This is a genomic window from Prosthecodimorpha staleyi (genome assembly GCF_018729455.1).
GTDB classification, from domain to species: Bacteria; Pseudomonadota; Alphaproteobacteria; order Rhizobiales; family Ancalomicrobiaceae; genus Prosthecodimorpha; species Prosthecodimorpha staleyi.
This window is the reverse complement of sequence record NZ_JAHHZF010000005.1, coordinates 96,963-115,156: the sequence shown is the minus strand read 5'-3', so window position 1 is coordinate 115,156 and position 18,194 is coordinate 96,963. Positions and strand designations below refer to the sequence as shown.

At 68.0% G+C, this 18,194-nt stretch carries 16 protein-coding genes, 1 tRNA gene and 1 pseudogene; 8 read left to right on the top strand and 10 right to left on the bottom strand.

What is annotated here, in order from left to right; translation table 11 throughout:
* The first annotated feature begins 119 nt into the window (after positions 1-119).
* From plsX to KL771_RS11165, 5 genes and pseudogenes are all read left to right on the top strand, one after another.
* On the top strand, positions 120-1,187 hold the full coding sequence (gene plsX / locus KL771_RS11185; protein WP_261968643.1) for a phosphate acyltransferase PlsX: 1,068 nt from the start codon (positions 120-122) through the stop codon (positions 1,185-1,187).
* A gap of 2 nt (positions 1,188-1,189) precedes the next feature.
* Positions 1,190-2,161 carry a beta-ketoacyl-ACP synthase III gene (locus KL771_RS11180; protein WP_261968922.1) on the top strand — a complete coding sequence of 324 codons (972 nt, stop codon included), beginning with the start codon at positions 1,190-1,192 and terminating at the stop codon, positions 2,159-2,161.
* A 279-nt stretch (positions 2,162-2,440) separates the two neighbouring features.
* On the top strand, positions 2,441-2,749 hold the full coding sequence (locus KL771_RS11175; RefSeq protein WP_054361128.1) for an integration host factor subunit alpha: 309 nt from the start codon (positions 2,441-2,443) through the stop codon (positions 2,747-2,749).
* 61 nt (positions 2,750-2,810) lie between these two features.
* Positions 2,811-3,054, top strand: a pseudogene (locus KL771_RS11170) (MerR family transcriptional regulator); the annotation flags it as partial.
* Between the two features lie 1,017 nt (positions 3,055-4,071).
* Positions 4,072-4,148: transfer RNA gene (locus KL771_RS11165), tRNA-Pro, on the top strand.
* 179 nt (positions 4,149-4,327) lie between these two features.
* On the opposite strand, the gene KL771_RS11160 is transcribed toward KL771_RS11165, so the two are convergent.
* From KL771_RS11160 to KL771_RS11120, 9 genes are all read right to left on the bottom strand, one after another.
* Positions 4,328-5,479, bottom strand: coding sequence for a cystathionine beta-lyase (locus KL771_RS11160; RefSeq protein ID WP_261968642.1), 1,152 nt, complete (start codon positions 5,477-5,479; stop codon positions 4,328-4,330).
* Positions 5,480-5,775: 296 nt separating this feature from the next.
* A complete protein-coding gene (locus KL771_RS11155; RefSeq protein ID WP_261968641.1) occupies positions 5,776-6,762 on the bottom strand; it encodes a TAXI family TRAP transporter solute-binding subunit in 987 nt (328 codons plus the stop codon).
* Positions 6,763-6,802: 40 nt separating this feature from the next.
* Positions 6,803-7,522 carry an RraA family protein gene (locus KL771_RS11150; protein ID WP_261968640.1) on the bottom strand — a complete coding sequence of 240 codons (720 nt, stop codon included), beginning with the start codon at positions 7,520-7,522 and terminating at the stop codon, positions 6,803-6,805.
* A gap of 7 nt (positions 7,523-7,529) precedes the next feature.
* Entirely contained in the window at positions 7,530-7,922 is a 393-nt protein-coding gene (locus KL771_RS11145) for a carboxymuconolactone decarboxylase family protein (protein WP_261968639.1), read from the bottom strand.
* A 22-nt stretch (positions 7,923-7,944) separates the two neighbouring features.
* Positions 7,945-9,348: an FAD/NAD(P)-dependent oxidoreductase gene (locus KL771_RS11140; RefSeq protein ID WP_261968638.1), complete on the bottom strand. Its 1,404-nt coding sequence runs from the start codon at positions 9,346-9,348 to the stop codon at positions 7,945-7,947.
* On the bottom strand, positions 9,345-9,677 hold the full coding sequence (locus KL771_RS11135; RefSeq protein WP_261968637.1) for a (2Fe-2S)-binding protein: 333 nt from the start codon (positions 9,675-9,677) through the stop codon (positions 9,345-9,347). The genes KL771_RS11140 and KL771_RS11135 overlap by 4 nt, the downstream gene beginning before the upstream one ends.
* Complete coding sequence (locus tag KL771_RS11130) at positions 9,670-10,776, bottom strand: NAD(P)/FAD-dependent oxidoreductase (protein WP_261968636.1); 1,107 nt, start codon at positions 10,774-10,776, stop codon at positions 9,670-9,672. The genes KL771_RS11135 and KL771_RS11130 overlap by 8 nt, the downstream gene beginning before the upstream one ends.
* Positions 10,773-11,492: an aspartate/glutamate racemase family protein gene (locus KL771_RS11125; protein ID WP_261968635.1), complete on the bottom strand. Its 720-nt coding sequence runs from the start codon at positions 11,490-11,492 to the stop codon at positions 10,773-10,775. Before KL771_RS11125 ends, KL771_RS11130 begins: the two co-directional genes overlap by 4 nt.
* Positions 11,489-13,417: a TRAP transporter permease gene (locus KL771_RS11120; RefSeq protein ID WP_261968634.1), complete on the bottom strand. Its 1,929-nt coding sequence runs from the start codon at positions 13,415-13,417 to the stop codon at positions 11,489-11,491. The genes KL771_RS11125 and KL771_RS11120 overlap by 4 nt, the downstream gene beginning before the upstream one ends.
* Before the next feature lie 384 nt (positions 13,418-13,801).
* Between KL771_RS11120 and KL771_RS11115 the strand changes: the two genes are divergently transcribed.
* Positions 13,802-14,614: a GntR family transcriptional regulator gene (locus KL771_RS11115; protein WP_261968633.1), complete on the top strand. Its 813-nt coding sequence runs from the start codon at positions 13,802-13,804 to the stop codon at positions 14,612-14,614.
* A 124-nt stretch (positions 14,615-14,738) separates the two neighbouring features.
* Positions 14,739-15,086 carry a RidA family protein gene (locus tag KL771_RS11110; protein WP_054361138.1) on the top strand — a complete coding sequence of 116 codons (348 nt, stop codon included), beginning with the start codon at positions 14,739-14,741 and terminating at the stop codon, positions 15,084-15,086.
* Between the two features lie 85 nt (positions 15,087-15,171).
* On the opposite strand, the gene KL771_RS11105 is transcribed toward KL771_RS11110, so the two are convergent.
* Positions 15,172-17,043, bottom strand: a complete 1,872-nt coding sequence (locus tag KL771_RS11105) for a tetratricopeptide repeat protein (RefSeq protein WP_261968632.1) — start codon at positions 17,041-17,043, stop codon at positions 15,172-15,174.
* Between the two features lie 225 nt (positions 17,044-17,268).
* Between KL771_RS11105 and KL771_RS11100 the strand changes: the two genes are divergently transcribed.
* Complete coding sequence (locus KL771_RS11100) at positions 17,269-18,024, top strand: SDR family oxidoreductase (protein ID WP_261968631.1); 756 nt, start codon at positions 17,269-17,271, stop codon at positions 18,022-18,024.
* The last annotated feature ends 170 nt before the right edge of the window (positions 18,025-18,194 follow it).

The window sequence follows — 18,194 nt, the reverse complement described above, 5'->3', positions numbered from 1 at the left end:
GAGGCTTCTGCCGGCATGTCAGAGAAAGCGGTTGTCAGGCGGCGGGGAAACGCTATTGTCCCGCCTCCGATCGGCCCGTCCGCTCCGGAAGGGGCACGTTTCGCGAGATTTTCCGCCCGATGGCCAAGCCCATCATTCTATCGATCGACGCCATGGGCGGCGACGCCGGTCCCGACATGGTGATTCCCGGTGCCGCCCTGGCGGTGGAGCGCCGGCCTGACCTGCGTTTCCTGATCTATGGCGACACCAGCGTCATCGCCCCGCTGATCAAGGCGCATCCGCGCCTGGAAGCAGCCTGCGAGCTGATCCATACCGACGTGGTCGTCCGCATGGACGACAAGCCGAGCCAGGCGCTGCGCGCCGGCCGGTGGAAGTCGAGCATGTGGAAGGCGATCGAGGCGGTGAAGACCGGCCAGGCGATGGCCTGCGTCTCGGCCGGCAATACCGGCGCGCTGATGGCCATGTCGCGCTTCTGCCTGCGCGGCCTCGGCGACGTGCAGCGGCCGGCCATCGCGGCCATCTGGCCGACGACGCGCGGCGAATCGATCGTGCTCGACGTGGGCGCGACGGTCGGCGCCGATGCCCGGCAGCTGGTCGATTTCGCCGTCATGGGTGCCGCCATGGCGAGCGCGGTGTTCGATCTTGAGCGCCCGAAGGTCGGCCTGCTCAATGTCGGCGTCGAGGAGATCAAGGGCGTCGAGCAGGTCAAGGACGCGGCCAAGATGCTGCGCGCGGCCAATCTGCCCGGTCTCGATTATGCCGGCTTCGTCGAAGGCGACGATATCGGCCGCGGCACCGTCGACGTGGTGGTCACCGAGGGCTTCGCCGGCAATATCGCCCTGAAGACCGCGGAAGGGACCGCCAAGCAGATCGCCCAGTATCTGCGCCAGGCGATGACCCGCAGCCTGCTCGCCAAGCTCGGCTATATCCTGGCGCGCAGCGCCTTCGACCGGCTGCGGGAGAAGATGGACCCGCGCAAGGTCAATGGCGGCGTGTTCCTCGGGCTCAACGGCATCGTCATCAAGAGCCATGGCGGCACCGATGCCGAAGGCTTCGCGAGCGCCGTCGAGCTCGGCTACGACATGGTCGTGAACGACCTGATGGCCAAGATCGCCCAGGGCATTTCGAATTATCACCGTGCCGGGGGCTCGCTCGACCTCGCGGTTGCGGAGGCAGGTGAGGATTGACCGTGATTCGCACCGTGATCCGCGGCGTCGGCGCCTATCTGCCCGCCGAGATCCTGACCAATGACGACCTGACCCGCATCGTCGAGACCAGCGACGACTGGATCGTCGAGCGGACCGGCATCCGGGAACGCCGTCGCGCCGCGCCGGAGGAGACCACTTCGGTGCTGGCGACCCGTGCGGCGGAAGCCGCGCTCGCCCAGGCGGGTCTCGTCCCTGCCGACATCGATCTCGTCGTGGTCGCCACGGCGACGCCGGACTACACCTTCCCGGCGACCGCCACCCAGGTGCAGGCCGCGCTCGGCATCACCCGCGGCTTTGCCTACGACATCCAGGCGGTCTGCTCGGGCTTCGTCTATGCGCTGGCGACCGTCGACGCGCAGATCAAGGCGGGCCTTGCGACCCGCGCGCTGGTCATCGGCGCGGAGACCTTCTCGCGCATCCTGGACTGGACCGACCGGACGACCTGCGTGCTGTTCGGCGACGGTGCCGGCGCGGTGGTGGTCGAGGCCTCCGAGCAGCCCGGCACCATGGCCGATCGCGGCCTGCTGACGGCGCATCTGCGCTCTGACGGCCGTCACCGGGAGAAGCTCTATGTCGACGGCGGTCCGTCGACCACCCAGACCGCCGGCCATCTGCGCATGGAAGGCCGCGAGGTGTTCAAGCACGCGGTCGGCATGATTACCGACGTGATCCGCGACAGCTTCGCGGCGACCGGCGACAGCGCCGACACGATCGATTGGTTCGTTCCCCATCAGGCAAATCGCCGCATCATTGATGCAAGTGCGAAGAAGCTCGGCATCGCCCCCGAGAAGGTCGTGGTCACGGTCGATCGCCACGGCAACACCTCGGCGGCGTCGATCCCGCTGGCGCTCGATCAGGCGGTGCGCGACGGCCGGCTGAAGGCCGGACAACTGGTCCTTCTGGAGGCGATGGGCGGCGGCTTCACCTGGGGAGCCTGTCTGATCCGCTGGTGAGCGCCGCCTTAACCGGGCGATTCGAATTTTATCGGCAATCGCCCGGATCCCCGTTTTGCGCGGCTTTGCCCTCGGTGTGGCGACCCCGTTAGACTTCGGTACGGTCCGGAACATCGCCTATCGGGACCCTCAATGCGGTATGTGGGTGCACCGCAGCGGTGCAGGCCATTGACCGAGAAGGGGAACTTACAATAGCCTGCCCAAGTGCGAGCCGAAATGCGAGTTCGCCTGCAAGGTGTCCGGTCGGGCGGGATCGGACCAACGCGAGAGGGTTGGGAGATGGGGGGCAAGACGGTTACCCGGGCCGACCTCTGCGAGGCGGTCTATCAGAAAGTCGGTCTGTCACGGACCGAGTCCGCCGATCTGGTCGAGATGGTTCTGGACGAGATTTCCGATTGCCTTGTCCGGGGCGAGTCGGTGAAACTCTCGTCCTTCGGTTCTTTCCTGGTCCGCCAGAAAGGCGAGCGGATCGGACGAAACCCAAAGACCGGCGAGGAAGTGCCGATTTCTCCCCGTCGTGTGATGGTGTTCAAGCCATCCAACGTTCTCAAACAGAAGATCAACCAGGCGTTGGCGGAAGCCGAGTGATGCGGGTCGCGGCGGCCCGTCGATCGGACAGGCCGCCAGTGCCACTCAGCGGTTGCGTAACGTGGACAAGAGCCCAGACGCTTTCCGGACGATCAGCGAAGTCGCTGCCGATCTCGGTCTCCCGCAGCATGTCCTGCGCTTCTGGGAAACCAAATTCCCGCAGATCCGTCCCCTGAAGCGGGGCGGCGGGCGGCGCTACTACCGTCCCGACGATGTCGAACTGTTGCGCGGCATCCGGCATCTCCTCTACGGCGAAGGCTATACGATCCGCGGCGTCCAGCGCATCCTGAAGGCGCAGGGCGTCCGTTTCGTCATGAATGTCTGGCGTGACGGCGCGCCGCAGCCGAGCGCCGTCGGCGCTGCGCGGCCCGGCGGGCGCCCGGTTCAGGACGACGACGGCTACGGCATGTCCGACGAGGCCGGCGGCTATGCGGATGACGGCTATCCGGAGGACGCCTATCCGGCGGAAGACGACGCGGCCGAGGCCGCCATGCCCGGAGGCTACGAACCCGAGCGCTATGGTTCCGAGCGGCCAGGCGACCCGCGGCACAGTGCGGGTGTTCCGGATCACGCGGAGGCCCGACGCGACGCCTCGGCGGCCGCGATGGCGCAGCGCTTCGCCCCGGCAGGCAGCGATTCGATCGATCGGGTCGTCGGCCATGCGCGCGATCCGATGGCGACCCCGCCGACCCGCGGGCCGGCCCTGCGGGTATCCGGTGCCCAGGCGCCGACCGGGGATGCGCCGCGCGCACCACGCGCCGTCCAGACGACCCGCGAGAGCCCCGATGAAGGGCCGACCCGCTCCGGCTTCGGGGCGATCATCGATCGCTTCCGCGGCAATCCCTCCGGCCGGCCGGAGGGCGAGACCGGCCCGGTGCTCAATCCGCGCCTCAGCCGCGAGGAACTGCGCCAGCTGCAGGCGACCCTGTTCGAACTGCTGGAATGCAAGCGCCTGCTCGATCAGGCGCGCTGAGGGCCAGGACCGATCCGGCGACCGGGTGGGCTCTCGCCGCGCTGCCGGACGGCGTTCCGACCGGCCGGCGGCAGGACAGGGGGACGTCAGACGACCGTGACGGAGGACGACCGCGAAGGCGGACGACCGTGACGGTGCAGGACTTGTGAAGGCGGACGCCGCCGCCGCTCGGCTTTCGCTCGATCGGTGCCGGCCGCCCGGTGTCGCGCCGGCGATCCGTACCGGCCGAACCGTCTCCCGATCCCGCAATCCGTCCCTTCGGGCACCGCCGGATGACGAGACGCACTGTCGTGGGAAACCCCGAAATTCGGTTGCGCCCAGCGCCGAAACCGTCTAATCCCACCCCCATCGGAGTGTAGCGCAGCCTGGTAGCGCACCTGACTGGGGGTCAGGGGGTCGTCAGTTCGAATCTGGCCACTCCGACCATTTTCCCCACCCAACACACGCAAGATTTCAGGGTCCGCAACGCCGGCGGCCGGACTGCGTCCACCCGGCCCTGGCTGCAGAGGGCCGCCGCGTCGCGCAGGATCGGCGATGGCCGCGGTGTCGCGGCAGGCAGGCCCGCCGAGGAGCCTGCTGCCGTATCGTCACTTCTGCCGAAAGGTTCAGCTGAGGGCGCGGAAGCCCTTTTCGAGGTCGGCGCGCAGGTCGGCGACATCCTCGAGGCCGATCTGGAGGCGGATGACCGGTCCGGCATAGGGCCGACGGATGGTGCGGTCGTCGAGGTTGACCGGCACGGCAAGGCTCTCATAGCCGCCCCATGAGAAGCCGAGGCCGAAGATCTCCAGGGCGTTCAGGAAGGCGGCTGCTTCGGCGGCGCCGCCGCTCTTCAGCACGAAGGAGAAGATGCCGCTGGCGCCCGCGAAATCGCGCCGGAACAGGGCATGCTGGGGATGGCTCGGCAGGCCCGGATGCAGCACGCAATCGACCTGCGGCAGGCTCTCCAGCCAGGACGCGATGGCCAGCGCGCTGTCGCGGTGCCGGTCGAGCCGCACCCCCATGGTCCTGAGGCCGCGCAGGACCTGATAGGCCTCGTCGGAACTGACGCAGGTGCCGAGATTGGTCTGGGCATCCTTGAGCCGCGGCCAGCAGGCGGCATTGGCGGAGACCATGCCGAACAGGATGTCGGAATGGCCGGCCGGATACTTGGTCGCCGCATGGATCGAGATGTCGACGCCGTGGTCGAGCGGCCGGAAGTAGAGCGGCGTCGCCCAGGTGTTGTCCATCATCACGATGGCGCCGGCCTCGTGCGCGGCGGCTGCGACCGCATCGATGTCCTGCAGCTCGAAGGTGTTCGAGCCGGGCGATTCGGTGAACACGACCTTGGTATTGGGCTTCAGCAGGCCGGCGATGCCGGCGCCGAGCGCGGCGTCGTAATAATCGACCTCCACGCCGAAGCGGGCCAGCATCGCATTGGCGAAGCGCCGCGTCGGGCCGTAGACGGAATCGACGATCAGCAGATGGTCGCCGGCCGACAGGAAGGCGAGCAGCGGCACCGTCACGGCGGCCAGGCCCGAGGGCACGAAGATGGTTCCGGCGGAGCCTTCCAGTTCGTTGACCGCATCGGCGAGCGCGTCGGTGGTCGGGGTGCCTTGGGTGCCGTAGGTGTATTTCTGACGCCTTGAGGTCAGCGTCTCGGCATCGGGGAAGAGTACGGTCGAGGCCCTGACGACCGGCGGGTTGACGAAGCCGTGAAAATCGTGCGGCCGGTTGCCGAGATGGGCGAGGCGGGTATTGGGTCCTTTGGGGCCGTTCATGAATGCACCTGGTCGGAATGGCGGACGGTTGCGTCGGGGGATCGCAATCTGACGGATACACGCCGCACCCGCCAGTGCCGAGGCCCTGAGGCGATGAGAATCGTATCGCGGGAAGGCGGAACCCGTGATGGCGGCGGGGCTCCATCCGATCTCCCCAGCCATCATCCCGGGCGCAAGACGTCAATGCGGCGCCGCCGCGATCCCGCGATGCGCTGCGGCGCCGGCCCGCGCGAGGGCTTCGTGGGAAAAACGCGGCCGGCGGCGGCCGGGATCGGCTGCCGCCGGCGCGCGCCGGATCACTTCAGGAAGCCGGCGTCGCGATACGCCTTCTCAGCACCCGGATGCAGAGGCACCGGCCGCATCGTCCAGGCATCGGCCGGATCGTAGCCCTTCATCGCCTGGTAGATGTTCGGCAGGCGGGCACGGTTGTCGATGATCGCCTTGGTGATCTTGTAGACGAGGTCGTCCGGCAGGTCGGCGGAGACCAGATACAGGTTGCCCATCGCCGTCACCGGCAGGTCGGCGCTCTGCAGGGCCGGGAAGGAACCGTTCTTGATGGTCGCCTCGGCATAGCCGAAGCGGGCCGCAAAATCCTTGCTGAGCTCGGCCGGGAAGGGCAGCAGCTTGGTCTTCCGCCGGCCATCCTGAACCTGGCTGGCGATGCCCGACGGGATTTCCCCGGCCGTCCACAGCACATCGAACTGGCCGTCGTTGAAGCCCTGGATCAGTTCGCTGTAGGCGGACACGATCATCTTGCCGCCGCCGGCGCGGATCTTCTCGGCCGAGTTGCCGTAGAAGGCGAGCGCGCGCTGGAGCGTCAGATATTCAGATGTCGATTGCGGCGTGACGCCGATCTTCAGGGTCGGATCGGCCAGGATCTTGTCGAGCGAGCGGGTCTCGTCGGCCTGCACATAGACCATGAAGTAGACCGCGACGCCTGTCGACCCGAGGGTGCGGACCTTGTCCATCGGCTGCTTGTAGGGATCGCTGCCGTCGCGGGCGGCCTTGGACAGGAAATCGATGCCCATGGCGATCTGACTGATGCCGGCCTGGATGCGGCTCGGGTTGTCCTTGCCGCCGCCAGGCACGACGCGGATGTTCAGGCCCGGGATGCTCTCCATCACGATGGCCGAGACCCCGGTGGTCTGGGTGAACCACGCGCCGCCCGGCGATCCCGAGGACCATTCGATGGTCTGGGCGGAGGCCGAAGCCACGGTGCCCAAGGCAAGGCTGGCGGCTGCGAGGGCGAGGCGGACGGACTTCCAAGTCGATGCGAAGCGCATAGCGGACTCCTCTCTTGCCGGTGCGCACGGTGTCACCGTGCTACCGGCCCTCCTGGTGGTTTCGGTATTCCGCGAGGGTCCCGGCATCGGCCGGATAAAGGCCGACCAGCGGGCGACCCTCCTCGACACGGGCCTGGACCCAGGTTTCGAAGCGATCCTGCTCTTCGGCAGGGGCGGCGATCTCGCCGGCGACGGCGACGGGCACGACCAGGGCGCCGTCGCGGTCGGCAACGATGATGTCGCCGGGATAGACCGCGGCGCCGCCGCAGCCGATCGGATCGCCCCAGCCGGCGAAAGTCAGGCCGCCGATCGACGGTGGAGCACAGGTGCCGTCGGCCCAGACCGGCAGACCGACCCGTTCAAGTCCCGGCAGGTCGCGTGCCGCGCCGTCGCAGACGATGCCCCGGACCTGGCGGACCTTGAGGCGCCCGGCGAAGATGTCGCCGAAGGTGCCGGCGCCGCGATGGCCGTTGGCATCGATCACGACGACGCTGCCGGGCGGGGCGGCATCCATGGCGGCCGGCAGGGCGCCCGGCCAGGCGTAGCTCTCCGGCACCGTGCGGTCTTCCCGGCCCGGAATGAAGCGGACCGTGAAGGCCGGGCCGCAGATCGCGCCGCTGCCGACCAGATGCCGGGCGCCGCCGATATAGGTCGCCCTGAGGCCGCGCTTGACGAGCTGGCTCGACAGCGTTGCGGTCGGGATGCGGGCGAGCCGCGCGCAGAGTGCGCTCATGGCTTCGGAGTCTTCGGTCGCGCTCATCGGTGCGTCAGCCCCCGAAGGCCTTGTCGACCGGTACCCGGTAGGCGGTGACCAGGCGGTTGGTCTCGTTCGCCATCCCGACCACGGCAACCAGTTCTCCGAACATCTCCTGCGACATGCCGGCCTTGGCGGCCGCGGCCGAATGGCTCGCGATGCAATAGGTGCAGCTGTTGGTGATCGAAACGGCGAGATAGAGCATCTCCTTGGTCAGCACGTCGAGCGCACCCGGCTGCATGACCTCCTTCACGCTCTCCCAGGTTCGCTTCATCGTGACCGGGTCGTTGGCGAGGTATTTCCAGAAGTCGTTGACATCATCGACCTTGCGGGTCCGCTTGATGTCGTCGAACACGGCCTGCGATGCCGGCGGTGCTGTGTCGTAGGAAAGCGGTTCGGGTTTCACAGGGCAGGTCTCCTCCTGGGGGTCACGGACCGGCGATATCGCCGAGCGTGACCGGCTTGATCGGCATGCGGATGCGGTAGTGGCCGACCTCGTCGGGGGACCGCCCGGTCAGGTCGGCGAACAGTTCCGTCACGGTGTGGCCGCACAGCCGGCCTTGGCACGGCCCCATGCCGCAGCGGCTGAAGGCCTTGATCTGGTTCGGGCCCGGACAGCCGCGACGCACGATGTCGGCGAGGGTGCCGCGGTCGACCTCCTCGCAGCGGCAGACCAGGGTCTCGTCCCGCGACGGGATGCGGTCGGCGTCGGCCGGCCGATAGAGCGTCTCGAGGAACGGCCGGACGGCCATGTCGCGCCGCCGCCGGCTTTCCAGAGGGCCGAGCAGCCGGTCGCGGGTGGCGCCGTCGATCCGGCCGAGATCGGATGCGGCCGCGATGGCGGCGATCTCGCCGGACAATGCAGCTGCCACGGCGCCCGCAATGCCGCCGCCGTCGCCGGCGACCATCACGCCGGGGACGCTGCTGCGGCCGGCCGCATCGAGCGTCGGACGCCAGCACAACTGGCCCTCGTCCCAGCGATGGCTGCAGCCGACCGCCATGGCTGTGTTGACGTTCGGCACGATGCCCTGGTGCAGGAACAGCGTCGCGCAGTCGAGGCGATGGCGGACCGAGCCCGATCGCCAGGTCACGGCGTCGAGCCGATCGGTGCCGACGGCCGCCAGATCGGCGACATGACGATGGACCGTCACGCCCGCCCGCCGGATTTCGGCCAAAAGGCCGAGCCCCTTGGCGAGGGTCGTGCGGCCGGACCAGGCCGAACCGAGCCGGGCCAAAGCGCGCCGCCGAGCGCCCCTCGGCGTGGTATCGAGCAGGGCGCGGATGCGAATGCCGGCTCTCAGATACTGCGCGACGACGAGATAGAGCAGCGGACCGCTGCCGGCGAAGACGGCGTCGTCGACCACCGTCGCCGAAGCCTTCAACATGATCTGAGCGGCGCCCGCGGTCATCACGCCGGGAAGAGTCCAGCCCGGGACGGGGAAGGGACGTTCCATGGCACCGGTGGCGATCAGGATGCGGCGGGCGGCGAGCGTCCCGCCGCCGTCCGGCCCGGTATGGGAAAGGCTGCCCTCCGCAACGTGCCAGACCACGCTCGACGGCCGATATTCGGCGCCGGATGCGAGGAACCGGGCGACCAGGGCGGCCCCGGCGTGATAGTCCGGCCCGAGAACATGCCGCGGCAGGGGCGGGGGATGGGCGACATTGCGGTAGATCTGGCCGCCGGGCGCCGGCTGGTCGTCGAACACGACCACCGCCAGACCGAGTTCGGCGGCCCGGATGGCGGCGGCCATGCCGGCCGGCCCCGCGCCGACGATGGCCAGATCGACGGTCTCGCCGTCGGCGGCGACCTGCGGTGCGGTGCCGGCCGTCATGGCGTCCCTCGCGCGGCGGGAGCGGGCGCGGCCGCCGACCCGGTCGACCGCGCGCCATCCTGGCGGCGGATACTCTGGCCCGGGACCACCCGCTCCTGGCAGGTCTGCCGGTTGGGCACGCCGTCGATCTCGGCAAGGCATTCGAAACACACACCCATCATGCAGTAGGGCTGGCGGGGCGCGGCCTTGGCGGGCGTGGTGCGGAACGGTCCGTGCCCGGCGCGCAGCAGCGCCACGGCGAGATTGTCGCCCTCGGGCAGCTCTACGCTCCGCCCGTCGAGGGAGACCGTGACCAGCCGGCCGGTCGGTTCGGTCAGGCTCCTAAACATGAAAGCGCTCCGGCGAGAACGGGACGGCGAGATCGGGTGCGAGCCAGTCGCCGGCAAGCGCGGCCGCGAACGGGCCGGCATGGAAGGGCAGCAGCGTCACGCCGCTGTGCACCGAGGCCAGATAGGCGCCGGGATGGCTGGTGGAGCGCTGGTAGACCGGCAGGCCGTCCGGACTCATCACGCGCAGCGCGCCCCAGGCGCGGACGACGCGGACATGGCGCAGGAGCGGCAGAACGGCCGTGATCTTCGCCGCAGAGTTGCGCAGAACCGGGCGGGTGGTCGCCTCGTCGAAGCCGGCCTCCTCGGAAGATTCGCCGCAGATGACGCCGCCATCCGCCGTCTGGCGGATGAAATGGATCCCGCAGGGCATGAAGGGGCGCAGCTTCTCGGTGATGAACACCTGGCCGCGCACCGGACGGACCGGCGCCGTCAGGCCGAGTTGCGGGGCGAGCCCGGCATTGCCGAGCCCGGCCGCCAGCACGACCCGGTCGGCCGTGGCCACAATGCCGCTGGCGTCGCGCAGCACGAAGCCGCGGCCCTCGCCATCGATCCGCGCGATGCGCCCGCCCGCCTGCACCCGGCCGCCCAGGCGCTGGTAGCCGGACAGCAGCGCGCGCAGCAGGCGCAGCGGGTCGACCATCCCGTCGAGCGGGCAGAAGGTGGCGCCGGCGACCGCTTCGCCAATCTCGGGAATGACCGCGGCGACGCCGGCGCGATCGACCCGCTCGATGCCGCTCGGGATCCGGCTGGCCGCCTCGGCCGCCATGAGCGCGTCGGCGCGACGCTCAAGCTCGTCCGCGCCCAGGCAGACATAGAAGGCGCCGTTCTGCGAGAAATGCAGCGGCACCCCCGAGAGGTCTTCGAGTTCGTCTGCGAAGGCGCGCCAGCCGAGCGCGGCGCCGCGGCTCAGATCCGCATAGGCGGGGCTGTTCAAGCCCTTGCCCTGGACCCAGACATTGCCGAAATTGCCCCGCGCGGCGCGGAAGGCCACGTCGCCCTCGTCGAGCAGCAGCACGTCGTGGCCGGCCTTCGCCAAGCCGTAGCCGATCCCGGCACCGACCAGCCCACCACCGACGATGGCGAAGGCGGCATGGCTCATGACTGCACGAACCGGCGCGGGCGCAGGCCGCCGTGGAACCAGTTGACCAACGTGACGGCGTCATAGACCGGCACACCGAAGCGGGCGACGATGTCGGCGCTGTAGGGCGTCAGATTGGTGCATTCCGATACGATCGCACCGATCTCGGGCTCGCGCTCGAGGAGGCGGCCGGTGGCGGCTAGCACTTCCTCCTTCAGCACCTCGAACGGCACGGTGTCGTCGCCGTCGCGGATCGAGCGGACGAATTCGCTGTCGGCCGGCATGCCGGCAACCGGGGTCGCGGGATCGACGCCGACGCCCTCGAAATAGCGTCCGTTCAGCGAGGCGGCCGAATAGGTCAGAATGCCGACCTTCTTGCGCGCCGGGATCAGGCGCTGGACCATCGGCACCTGCAGGAGGCTGCTTGTGGCGACCGGTACGGTGCAGAACTCGGCCAGTTCCTTCTGGTAAATCGACAGAAAACCGCAGGTCGTCGTGATGCCGTCGACACCACTGTCGATCAACTCCTGCGCCGCCTTCTTGAAGGCGTCGAGCAGATCGACATTGTGCAAGTCGGTCATCCGGGCCGGTGTGGCGTCGTGGACGATCTTGTACTGGACGGGGAAGTCCCAGGTCAGCGCGTTGCCGATATCGCCGACAAAGCGCTGAAAGTAGGAGCGCACCATCAGGATGCCGACGCTGACGCCGTAATAGGTCTTCTGGCGCGTCATGGTCATGGTCTTTCTCCTTCGAGGACGACGGGCTCGGCCGGCCGCAGGGGTGTGGTCAGCCCGCGCGCCTCCATCAGACGGCCGAGCAGGATCAGGATGGCGATCGCGAGGAGCCCCAGGGCGGCCCGCTCGATGACCGGCCACCGGTAGGCGAGGCAGCAGACGCAGCCGGCCGAGACCAGCGCGAGCCGGCTCAGGATCGACAGCCGTGCCCAGGCGTAGCCGGCGAGGCCGGCGGCGATCAGCACGAGCCCGCACCCGAGCGCCGTCAGGGTGGCGGCGATGTCGAGCCAGCTGCCGCGCAGGATCAGGCCCGGCTCGAACACATAGGCGAGCCCGCCGACGAAGCCGCCGAGGGCGAAGCGGCAGGCATAGAAGCCGGTCGTGACGGCCGGGGCGCCGGCGATCGTCGCTGCCGCATCGGCGACCGGGGCGACCGGCGGCGAGGCATCGGCCAGAACCGCGAAATAGAAGATGAAGAGATGGGCGGCGAGCAGGGGCACGCCGAGTTCGGCGACGATCGGCGCGCCGATCGCGGCCGTGATGATATAGGCCGGCGTGGTCGGAATGCCGACGCCGATCAACAGGCAGGTGCTGGCGATCAGGATCGAGAGCAAGAGCAGGGACTGCCCGCCGAGGCTCTTGATCATGCCCGTGAAGGCGAGCAGCACGCCCGTGCTCGACAATGCGGCCGTGATGATGCCGGCCGAGGTGACGGCGACCACGATCATTGCGATCAGGTAGCCGCCGTCGCGCAGGTGCTGCAGCACGCGCAGCACGCCCATGCGGGTATGCGGACGCAACGCGGCGATGACGACGGTCGTGATGGTCGCCCAATAGGCGGCCAGATAGGGCGAGAAGCGCAGCATCATCAGCGTGACCAGCGTCGCCAGCGGGACCAGCAGGTGCAGGTCGCGGCCGATGTCGCGCAAGCTCGGCAGGTGCGCCTTCGGGATCGCGCCGATGCCGAGCTTCTTGGCTTCGAAATGGACCACGGCGAGCAGGTTGACGTAGTAAAGCACCGCCCCGAGCGCTGCCGCCTTGATGATCTCCGAATAGGGGACTGCAATCATCTCCGACATGATGAAGGCTGCTGCGCCCATGACCGGCGGCACCAGCGGTCCTCCGACGCTGGCCGCGGCCTCCAGGCCGGCGGCGAAGACCGGGCGGAAGCCGAGCCGCTTCATCATCGGGATGGTGATCGAGCCGGTCACCACGACATTGGCGACCGACGAGCCGCTCATCATGCCGAACAGGCCCGAACTGATCACCGCCACCTTGGCCGGCCCGCCGGTGAAGCGGCCGCCGGTGATCGCGCCGAAATTGCCGAACAGCCGGCTCATGCCGCTGCCCTGCATCAGGGACCCAAAGATCAGGAACACCGCGACGATGGTCGCGCTCATCACCGTGAGCGGCCCGTAGAGCCCGCTGCCGATCGACAGATAGGTGATCTCGGTCACGTGCGCGAAGGACAGCTGCCGATAGTTCCAGGCGCCCGGCAGAAGATGACCGAGCAGCATGTAGGCGATCACCACCACCACCAGGCCGGCCAGCGTCACCGAGATCGAGCGGCGGGTCGCCTCGACCACCGTGACCGTCATGGCGGTGCCGAGCGCGAGCTGCAGCGGCGACACGGGATCGATGAACATCGTCCGTTCGTAGAGCTCGGCCTGATTCAGGTAGATGTAGATGTTGGGGACCAGCGCCGCGACCGCGAGCGCGTAGTCGAAGAGGCTCGGCTTGGTCTTCGGCGAACGCTCGGTGGCCGGGAACAGCAGGAAGACCGGCGGCACGAACAACGCCAAGTGCATCGCGGCGAGGGCGAGCGGCTCCGGATAGCCGGTCCCGGCCCAGTAGAGATGCAGAAAGACCGCAAACAGGACCCAGGCGCCGAGCAGCTTGCCCGGAATGCCGGCGACACGACTTCTCATACCGACCCCCTCATCACCGGCGACCGTGCGAAGGCCCTGGCTCCGCCTTTCGGCCCCGTGCGCCGGCCATGAATTGGATACAGTGCACAATCATGGAGGCTTGGCAATATGGACCGCGGGGACGGTTGCCCGAAAGATCGGCAGTCGAACCACCCCGGACGGCGCGCCGGCGCCTCGGTCGTGGGCCTCTATCCATTTGATAAAGATATAAAATGCCAATCGTCGAGCGGTCATTGGCACGGCGTTTCCGGCAGTGCCCGCCGATTGGCACGCCGTGGGCGGGTGCCCGACTCGATCGAGGAATTACCCAGTTGAATACAATGCGAAACCCGGTTACATGTCGATTGCCCGGCACATGCCGGGTCGATGAAGGTGGATCGACGCGTGACCCGCAGTCCCGACATGCCAAAGGCCGTCATCGAGGCGGCACCCGCCGCCATCCCGGCTGCTGCCGTCCCGGTTGCCGCTGGCGCAGCGTCCGAGCCGCGCCCGGATCGTGCGGCCCCCGTGGCCGCCGCGCTCGATCCCCAGCCGCTGCCCCGGCGCATCGCCAGCCAGCTTCGCGACCTGATCATCCACGACATGATCAAGCCGGGTGAGCGGATCGTCGAGCAGACGCTGTCGGACGAACTCGGCGTCTCGCGCACGCCCCTGCGCGAGGCGCTGAAGATTCTCGCGTTGGAGGGGCTCGTCCGGGTCTATCCGAACAAGCGGACCCTGGTCGCCGACCCGTCGCCGGCCGAGATCAAGAACATGCTGCGGGTCTACGCCACGCTCGAAGGCCTTGCCGGCGAGATGGCCTGCGAAAACCGCGACGACGCGGACGTGCTGGCGCTGCGCGGGTATCAGGAGCGCATGATTGCGGCGCGCGCGGAGGGCGACCGGATCGGTTATTTCCGTGAGAATCAGGCCTTCCACCTGCGCATCGCGCGGGCGACCCGCAACGATACCCTGATCGAACTGCACAAGACGCTGAACCTGCGCCTGCACCGCATCCGCTTCCTCGGCATCATGCGGCAGAGCGACTGGTCCTCGGTCAGCGCCCAGCACGCGGCGATCATCGACGCCCTGGAGGCGCGCGACGGACAACTTCTGAAGCGGCTTCTGATCGATCATCTGGACGCCGCCTGGGTTCGTGCCGAGCAGTCCGCGCAGGCGGCCCGGTTCCGATCGCGCTCCGACACAGACGATGCCTGACGCGTTGCCGGTGCCGGCCGCAGCGCTGCGCGTCGGCTCCGCTCTCCGGCCTCACGGCCACCGCGCCGCCTGCGGGATGCCCGACACCCTGCATGCCGCGCCCAAAACGGGATTCGCCCCCACCATGACCATCACGCGGATCGACCAGAACGGGCGGCGCAGCCGCGCCGTCGTCCACCAGGGCACGATCTACTTCGCCGGCCAGGTCGGCGACGACTGGACCTGCGGCGCCGCCGAGCAGGCCGCCCAGGCGCTTGCCCGGGTCGACCGGATCCTCGCCGAGCTCGGCAGCGACCGGTCCAAGGTCCTCTCGGCCACCATCTGGCTGAAGAGCATGCAGGACTACGACGCCGTCAACGCCGTCTGGGACCAGTGGATCGACCGCAACGCCTGCCCGGCCCGCGCCGCCGGCGTGGTCGAGATGGCCGACCCGAACATCCTGGTCGAGTTCATCCTGATCGCCGCCCAGTAGGGTCGGCCCGGCCGGTCGCCATCGGACTTGGGCCGGGATCGCGGTGGCCGTCTGCCGGAATCGAGCCTCGGACGGCGCTCTGGTGCTACGGCTTGGCGGCGCGCAGCGCGGCTTCCGCCTCGGCGAGATGGGCTTTCAGTTCTGGGTCCGCCGGCTTGATCTCGATCGCGGCCTTGAAATCCGCGATCGCCTCCTCGATGCGACCGAGTTTCAAGAGCGCGTAGCCGCGCGTGTCGAGCAGCGACCCATCGCGCGGCCGGATGGTCAGGGCGCGTTCGATATCCTCCAGGGCGAGGTCGGGCCGGCCGAGATGGGAATTGGCCCAACTGCGATCGTTCAGGGCGGACGCATCGTCGGACTTGAGGATCAGCTCCGCCGACCGCAGCCGGACCATCGTCCGATAATCGTCGAGGGCCCGATCCGCCTGTCCTAGCCTATCGTAGAGGTTCGCCCGCGTGGCGTAGGCGGGGGCATATTTCGGCTGCAGCCGGATGAACTCGGAATATTCGGCCAGCGCCTGTTCGTTGTCGCCGCGGTCGAAGAGGAGTTTGCCCTTGTTCCGCCGCGGAGCCGCGAAGGCCGGGTCGATATCGATCGCGCGCTGGAAGTCCGCCAGTGCCGCGTCGCGATCGCCGAGGTTCATGCGTGAGATCGCCCGATTGTTGAACGCCAAGGCGTCGTTGGGTTTCAGTTCGATGGCTTTCGAGAAGTCAGCGATGGATTCGGTGGTCGAACCGACGGCCCGCAGCGCCATGCCGCGCAGGAAGTAGGCCTCTGCCGACGGCGGGCCGTTGGCGATCGCGATGTTCAGGTCCGCAAGTGCCGCCGGGAAGTTCTTGAGTTCAGAGAGACTTCTTGCTCGATTCAGGAAGATGCCGGTATCGGCGGGAGCGATCGCGGCCGCGGCGTTGAAATCCTGAACGGATTCATTGAGCTTTTTCTGCTTCTGAAACAACAGGCCGCGCAATTTGTAGGCTGCTGCGATTGTCTTGTTGTTTTCATGGGCATTGAAGATCCGACTGATCAGAGTGCCCTTGTAGGTTTGGATGATCGGTTTATGGTATTTCTCGTCGGCTGTTTGATTATAGATTTCAAGAGCTTTGGAGAGCGTCTCAATGGCACGCTCGGGACGATTCGATCTCGCAAAATGCAGCCCGAGCAGGACACGGGCTGGCGCAAAGTCCGGCACGAAGCCGATGAACTTCTCGACGTCGGATAGGTATACGATTCCGTCGAAGAAATTCATCGGTCTGCTGTTCAAAACGACGGCGCGATCCCAGTAACTCCATGGGTAGTCGGGTTCAAGTTCTATGGACTTGGTGATGTCCTCTAGCGCCTTCCTGAATTCTTTTTGCAAGGCGTAGACCTGGCTTCGATACGAATAGGCAAACCATTCCTTGGGATCAAGTTTGATGGCATAATTCAGATCTTCAAGGCTGCGGATTTGATCGCCGTTCTGATTGTATAGGACGCCGCGCAATGTGTATGAGGACGCCTCGCCCGGATCGAGCGCAATCAGCGCCGAGGCGTCTTTTTCGGCCAGGTCGTTTCGACCCGCGGCAGCATGGGCGAAGGCTCGATTGTGAAGGGCGGAGCCCCTTCGCGGGTCGAGTGCGAGCGCCTTCGTGAAGTCCGCGATCGCATCGTCGTTCCGGCCGGAGACCATCCTCGAAAGGCCTCTCGTCTCGTAGGCGGCCGCCAATTGGCTCTTGGGATGGCGCCCGAGCCGGATCGCCGCGGTGCAACTCGCCTCGACCATGTCGGTTTTGCCGTTGAGGCAATCCTGCCAGGGGTCGGCGCGAACCGGCGCGCTGTCCAGGCCGAGCAGCAGGCCCGCGAAAAGCGCGATGATTCGAACCCGCCGAAGGGCAAGATCGGGCAGGGCGCTCCAGCCACATGGCGCGCGGCGAGGGGCCGCTCCGGCCGGATCGGCGGCGACGGGATTTCGAGGGGTCACGCCGGCAACTCCGTACAGGTTCGGGCCAGGGCGCAACTATAGCATGTAGATGGTGAAGGTCAGCCGACATCGGGTGCCATTCCCCGAAATCCTGCCGGGCCAGGCCATTGCGGCGCGGGTCGGGCCGTCTCCGACGGCATGGCGGGCCGGCATTCGGGAGGCTGACGGGGCGGCGAAAACATGACATGGTCGCGCCCCTAATTGTCCGAGGTTTGGGAGGAAAAAATGTCCGATATTCGCGTCGCGCTGATCACCGGCGCCAGTTCCGGGATCGGCCGGAAGACCGCGATCACGTTCCTGGCGGCCGGCTATGCGGTGGTTCTGGTCGGCCGTCGCGCCGCCGAACTGCAGGCGGCCGCCGACGAATCCGGGGCGCCGGCCGAGCGCGTCCTGGTCGCGCCTTGCGATGTCTCCGACCCGGCAGCGGTCGACGGCCTGTTCGCCGCCATCGAAGCCCGGTTCGGCCGCCTCGACGTGGTCTTCAACAATGCCGGCGTCGGCCTGATCTCGACCCCGGTCGGCGACACGGCCTGGGAGGACTGGAAGCGCGTCATCGACGTAAACGTCCACGGCGTCTTCCTGGTCGCGCGCAGCGCCTTCAACCTGATGCGCCGGCAGGTGCCGCAGGGCGGCCGGATCATCAACAACGGCTCTATCTCGGCCCATGTGCCGCGCCCCGGTTCGGTCGCCTACACGGCCTCCAAGCACGCCGTCACCGGCCTGACCCGCTCCATCTCGCTCGACGGCCGGCCCTACGATATCGCCTGCGGCCAGATCGACATCGGCAACGCCGCGTCCGACATGACGACCGCCATCTCGAAGGGCGTGCCCCAGGCCAACGGCACGCTCGCTCCCGAGCCGACCATGGACGCCCAGCTGGTCGCCGACGCCGTCCTGCACATGGCCGGCCTGCCGCTCAGCGCCAACGTCCAGTTCATGACCATCATGGCGACCAAGATGCCCTATATCGGCCGCGGTTGAAGCCGGCGTCGACGGTCTCGGCGGCGGTTCGTCGTTCTGGGCGCAGTCCGTCCTTTCGTGAGGGGCGGGCGGCCCGACCGGGTCGCCCGCCGGCCGAGCCGCCGCCGGCGTCCCGTTCGCCGCGCAGAGCGGATGCGGTGTCGGGAAGCGGGCGAGGGGGGCGGTGGGAC

What these genes read in the sequence shown, in the direction of transcription:
- KL771_RS11130 (WP_261968636.1), bottom strand. Translation starts at nt 10,776, where the DNA reads ATGAGCCATGCCGCCTTCGCCATCGTCGGTGGTGGGCTGGTCGGTGCC.
- KL771_RS11110 (WP_054361138.1), top strand. Translation starts at nt 14,739, where the DNA reads ATGACCATCACGCGGATCGACCAGAACGGGCGGCGCAGCCGCGCCGTC.
- plsX (WP_261968643.1), top strand. Translation starts at nt 120, where the DNA reads ATGGCCAAGCCCATCATTCTATCGATCGACGCCATGGGCGGCGACGCC.
- KL771_RS11175 (WP_054361128.1), top strand. Translation starts at nt 2,441, where the DNA reads ATGGGGGGCAAGACGGTTACCCGGGCCGACCTCTGCGAGGCGGTCTAT.
- KL771_RS11140 (WP_261968638.1), bottom strand. Translation starts at nt 9,348, where the DNA reads ATGACGGCCGGCACCGCACCGCAGGTCGCCGCCGACGGCGAGACCGTC.
- KL771_RS11160 (WP_261968642.1), bottom strand. Translation starts at nt 5,479, where the DNA reads ATGAACGGCCCCAAAGGACCCAATACCCGCCTCGCCCATCTCGGCAAC.
- KL771_RS11120 (WP_261968634.1), bottom strand. Translation starts at nt 13,417, where the DNA reads ATGAGAAGTCGTGTCGCCGGCATTCCGGGCAAGCTGCTCGGCGCCTGG.
- KL771_RS11155 (WP_261968641.1), bottom strand. Translation starts at nt 6,762, where the DNA reads ATGCGCTTCGCATCGACTTGGAAGTCCGTCCGCCTCGCCCTCGCAGCC.
- KL771_RS11100 (WP_261968631.1), top strand. Translation starts at nt 17,269, where the DNA reads ATGTCCGATATTCGCGTCGCGCTGATCACCGGCGCCAGTTCCGGGATC.
- KL771_RS11150 (WP_261968640.1), bottom strand. Translation starts at nt 7,522, where the DNA reads ATGAGCGCGACCGAAGACTCCGAAGCCATGAGCGCACTCTGCGCGCGG.
- KL771_RS11135 (WP_261968637.1), bottom strand. Translation starts at nt 9,677, where the DNA reads ATGTTTAGGAGCCTGACCGAACCGACCGGCCGGCTGGTCACGGTCTCC.
- KL771_RS11125 (WP_261968635.1), bottom strand. Translation starts at nt 11,492, where the DNA reads ATGACCATGACGCGCCAGAAGACCTATTACGGCGTCAGCGTCGGCATC.